At 61.9% G+C, this 3,326-nt stretch carries 2 protein-coding genes and 1 pseudogene; 1 reads left to right on the top strand and 2 read right to left on the bottom strand.

Annotated features, from left to right (window positions below):
- Positions 1-380: 380 nt before the first annotated feature.
- Positions 381-851, top strand: a complete 471-nt coding sequence (locus ACXRVY_RS21070) for an NUDIX hydrolase (protein ID WP_458238153.1) — start codon at positions 381-383, stop codon at positions 849-851.
- An 865-nt stretch (positions 852-1,716) separates the two neighbouring features.
- On the opposite strand, the gene ACXRVY_RS21065 is transcribed toward ACXRVY_RS21070, so the two are convergent.
- The gene (locus ACXRVY_RS21065) at positions 1,717-2,664 is read right to left on the bottom strand and encodes a PDR/VanB family oxidoreductase (RefSeq protein WP_458238154.1); all 948 of its coding nucleotides are present in this window, start codon (positions 2,662-2,664) and stop codon (positions 1,717-1,719) included.
- A 49-nt stretch (positions 2,665-2,713) separates the two neighbouring features.
- Positions 2,714-3,313 (bottom strand): annotated as a pseudogene (locus tag ACXRVY_RS21060) (zinc-binding dehydrogenase); the annotation flags it as partial.
- Positions 3,314-3,326 lie beyond the last annotated feature (13 nt).

The following is a 3,326-nucleotide window of genomic DNA, read 5'->3' as shown; positions in this document are numbered from 1 at the left end:
CTCTTAATCCGTAGGTCGAGTGTTCGAGTCACTCAGGGCCCACCAGTAAACGTGAAGGCTAGCAGGTAAGCACCTGCTAGCCTTTTTCGTTTGCGGCACGAACTGGTCGCCATACGACTCGCCATTGCAAGCTGGCTCCAAGGTCGTGGTGTTCTTACATCACCGATTCGAGTTGGCTGCTTTGTTTGAGTTTCGACTGGGCCAGTATTGGTCCTTCCGTGCCGACACTCGCTCACGCCTGAGTCGGAGAGTCATGGCGGACAACCATCCATCTGCGGGCCCGGAAATAGCGCTGCGCGTTGCTCGCCGTTCACGCATGGACGCGCGAGTTGAAATGAGCCGACCAACGCGGCCGTGAAAGCGTTTGCTAGGCTAGACGGATGGTCAAGGTTGTCTCCTGCGGTGTCGTGATTCTCAATGCGCGGCGCGAAGTGTTCGTTTGCCACACCACGGGCACGTCGCGCTGGGATTTGCCGAAAGGCGTGCAGGACCCGGGCGAGTCGGCCATTCAGACGGCACTGCGCGAAGTCTGGGAGGAGACCTCGCTCGCGCTCGAGCCGCAGTCGCTGGACGACCTCGGTCTGTACGACTACCTGCCGGCCAAGCGGCTGCACTTGTTCGCGTTGCGTGTGGCGGTGGACGCTTTCGAAATCAGCGCCTGCCGCTGCTACACGAGCTTCCCGCATCACGCCAGCGGCCTACCGACGCTTGAGGTCGACGCCTATGCGTGGAAGCCGCTGGACCGGGTCGACGTCTGGTGCGGCAAGAACATGACACGGGTGCTGCTGGCGCTCGACTGGCCGCGCATCGAACGGCTGCCTGAAGTACCGGACGTGCTGGTGTGTGGGTGACGTTTGGCTCGTGGCTGGCCTGGTGTGTTCGAGTTGGAGGCGCTTCACAACGCGGGCGATCGACCAAGCGAAGGCCTGAGGCAGGCACTCGGCTAAGACCGCAGTCGGCCAGTTCCTGTCGCTGGTGACGGGCAGCTTTGTGGCATCCCATCTCGGCATCTTGGCATCTTGCGCCCGAGCCCGGTTAGACCTTGTCGGCCGTCAAGACTGCGGCGCCGGGCACGGCTTCCTCGGCAACTTGCTTCCACGAAGCCTGAGGGCCTGAGTGACGGTTCCGCAAGTCAATAGCCAACCCCATCCAGGGTCAATCACGGGCGCAGGGCCGAGTGACGAAAAGCGTGCCGCCAGTCACAGGCCGCGGTTGAATCCGCCGGCGCGGACCTACCGTTGGCGATGTGCAAAGCCTGTTGAATTCTTCGTTCCCGCCTGCGTCGATCAAATAGTCGCTCACTCCGCCGCTGCCTAGCCCGAGATCATTGCGCGCGATTCGGGCGCCGACGGTCCCGAAGCCCAAAATCGCAGGTGGGACAGGCCGATCTCGATCTCCCCTTTTGACGGCCCACGGCAAGCGCCTGCCCGTAGGAGCAAACGTATTGCATTCGGAGATGAACGCGGAAGCCGCCCTTACCGCCCCGCCTGGGGGGACGCGCAACGGCACGCTTCTGCAATCAGTGCGGCCCGACCCTGCTGCCTTTGCAAGCAGTAGCCAGACGCGGCAGTGCCGAAACCCACGCAGTTCGGAAGCACTCGCGCACAGCGAGAAAGCGGCTCATCGACAAGGCTGCGATTGCCGTCACCATCGCTGGGACGATTTACGCGGTCTGGCCATCATGCAACGCGGATCGGCCCTGAGCTGCGAAGGTCCTTAGAGCGCAAGCGTTAGCGTCTTTGTCTTCGACCGCGAACAGCACGGGGTGAAGACGTTGTTGTTCGCGCGCTCTCGCGCCGTCAGGAAATAGTCTCGATGATCCGGGACACCGTCCAGAACCCTGGTCGTGCATGTTCCGCAGACACCTTGCTCGCAAGAGACTGCGATGTCGATACCTCTCTTTGACAGGGCGGTAACAACGGTCTCGTCGCTGGCGACGTCGATGCGCTCGCCGGTACTGGCCAYGATCACTTGGAATGCATCGCCGGCTGCGATCGCTCCGGCATTGCCGCCGAAATACTCGCGGTGAACGTCTTCATCCGGAACTCCAGCTGCGGCCGCGGTCGTGAGAACGTAGTTCAGAAATCCATTCGGCCCGCAGGCGAAGATCTGGGTGTTCGCGGGAGATTCACCCAGCACCTTGGGTAGGTCAAGCGCGCTGCCCTCGTCGTCGAAGTAGAAATGCGTTGATTGTTCAATCGCCGAAGCCCGGATTTCTTCATAGAACGCTGCACGCGTCTTCGATCGACAGGAGTAGTGGAGGGCGAAGTTTGCGGACGATCTCGTCAACGCGGTCGCCATGCACAAGAGAGGTGTTATCCCGATTCCACCGGCAAGCAGGAGACAGTGGGAAGTGGGCGTGCCCAGCGCGAAAAAGTTCTTCGGGGGCGAGATTCTGATCTGCGTGCCTTCATGCACTTCGTCGTGCATTGCAACGGAGCCTCCCCCCGAGCGAGGATCTCGCAGAACTGCGATCCGGTACCTATCGCGCTCCTCATGGCTGTTGCTTAGCGAGTACTGTCGCACCAGGCCGTTCTGCAGATGCACGTCGATGTGTGCACCGGGTTCGAACTGAGGCAACGAGCACGTTGAGGTGGGTATCAGGTCAAAACTGCAGATGTCAATGGCTTCCCACCGCTTGCGGCTGACCAGCACGTCGAGCAACGACGTGCCGTGGATGTCGGCTCTTCTTTCGCTGACCATTCTGTGAGCCTCAGTAGACCACCACCGAGCGGATCGACTCGCCGCGCTTCATCAGCGCGAAGCCTTCGTTGATGTCGTCGAGCTTGAGCTTGTGCGTGATCAGCTCGTCGATGCGGATCTTGCCGTCCATGTACCAGTCGACGATCTTCGGCACGTCGGTACGCCCGCGCGCGCCGCCGAACGCCGAGCCTTCCCACTTGCGCCCAGTGACGAGCTGGAACGGCCGTGTGCTGATCTCGGCACCTGCTTCGGCGACGCCGATGATGATGCTGCGCCCCCAGCCCTTGTGCGTGCACTCGAGCGCCTGGCGCATCAGCTTCATGTTGCCGACACATTCGAAGCTGTAGTCCGCGCCGCCATCGGTGAGTTGAACGATCGCATCGACGACGTTCTCGACCGTGCTCGGATTGATGAAATGCGTCATCCCGAACTGCCGCGCCATCGCTTCGCGTGCGGGGTTCAGGTCGACGCCGATGATCTTGTCGGCGCCGATCATCTTCGCGCCCTGGATCACGTTGAGGCCGATCCCGCCGAGCCCGAACACCACGACGTTCGCGCCGGCCTCGACCTTCGCGGTGAACAGCACCGCGCCGACGCCGGTGGTCACGCCCGGTGGTCACGCC

Source organism: Pseudomonas sp. P5_A2_2 (genome assembly GCF_054177685.1).
Note: the sequence above shows the minus strand (reverse complement) of the source record. Positions and strands in the feature narration are given on the sequence as shown.